Genomic DNA, 818 nt, shown 5'->3' with positions numbered 1-818 from the left:
GTTTCTTTGGCGATGGTTTTGTAGCGCTCGCCGGTCAGGACGTTGAGCACCGCCTGGGTGCCGACAATCTGCGAGGTCGGGGTCACCAGCGGGATAAAGCCGAGGTCCTCGCGCACGCGGGGGATTTCCGCCAGCACCTGGTCGAGTTTATCCGCCGCGTTCTGCTGCTTCAGCTGGCCTTCCAGGTTGGTGAGCATTCCGCCCGGCACCTGCGCCACCAGGATGCGGCTGTCGTAGCCTTTCAGCTGGCCTTCAAAGGCGTGGTACTTTTTGCGCACCTCGCGGAAGTACGCGGCGATATTTTCCAGCTTCAGGATATCCAGCCCGGTGTCATGCTCAGTACCTGCCAACGTCGCCACCAGCGCTTCGGTGGCCGGGTGGCCGTAGGTGGCGCTCATGGAGGAAATCGCCGTGTCGACGCCGTCAACGCCCGCCTCGATGGCCTTCAGCAGGGCCATCTCCGCCATGCCGGTGGTGGCATGAGCATGCAGATGCAGGCGCACGTCATAACGTTTTTTGATTTCGCTGACCAGCTCATACGCCGCCATCGGCGTGAGAATGCCGGACATATCCTTGATGGCAATCGAGTCAACGCCGGTCTCTAACAACTGTTCGGTTAAGTCCAGCCAGGTCTGCAGGGTGTGCGCCGGGCTGGTGGTGTAACTCAGGGTCCCCTGGGCGTGGGCGCCGTGGCTGCGCACCGCCTGCAGTGCGGCTTTCATATTGCGCGGGTCGTTCATGGCATCGAAGACGCGGAACACATCCATGCCGTTTTTCACCGCGCGTTCAACGAAGCGTTCCACCACGTCATCGGCGTA

1 protein-coding gene is annotated in these 818 nt (G+C 61.6%); it reads right to left on the bottom strand.

Going from position 1 to position 818, the window contains the following annotated elements; genetic code table 11:
• The coding region (locus tag J4728_RS23655) for a pyruvate carboxylase subunit B (protein WP_208212518.1) at positions 1 to 818 on the bottom strand (818 nt) is incomplete at both ends.

The sequence above is a fragment of the Salmonella sp. 32070601201500089SM genome (assembly GCF_017573605.1).
Classification (GTDB): Bacteria; Pseudomonadota; Gammaproteobacteria; order Enterobacterales; family Enterobacteriaceae; genus Salmonella; species Salmonella enterica.
The sequence above is the reverse complement of the archived record's forward strand: the minus strand, read 5'-3'. Positions and strand labels throughout refer to the sequence as shown.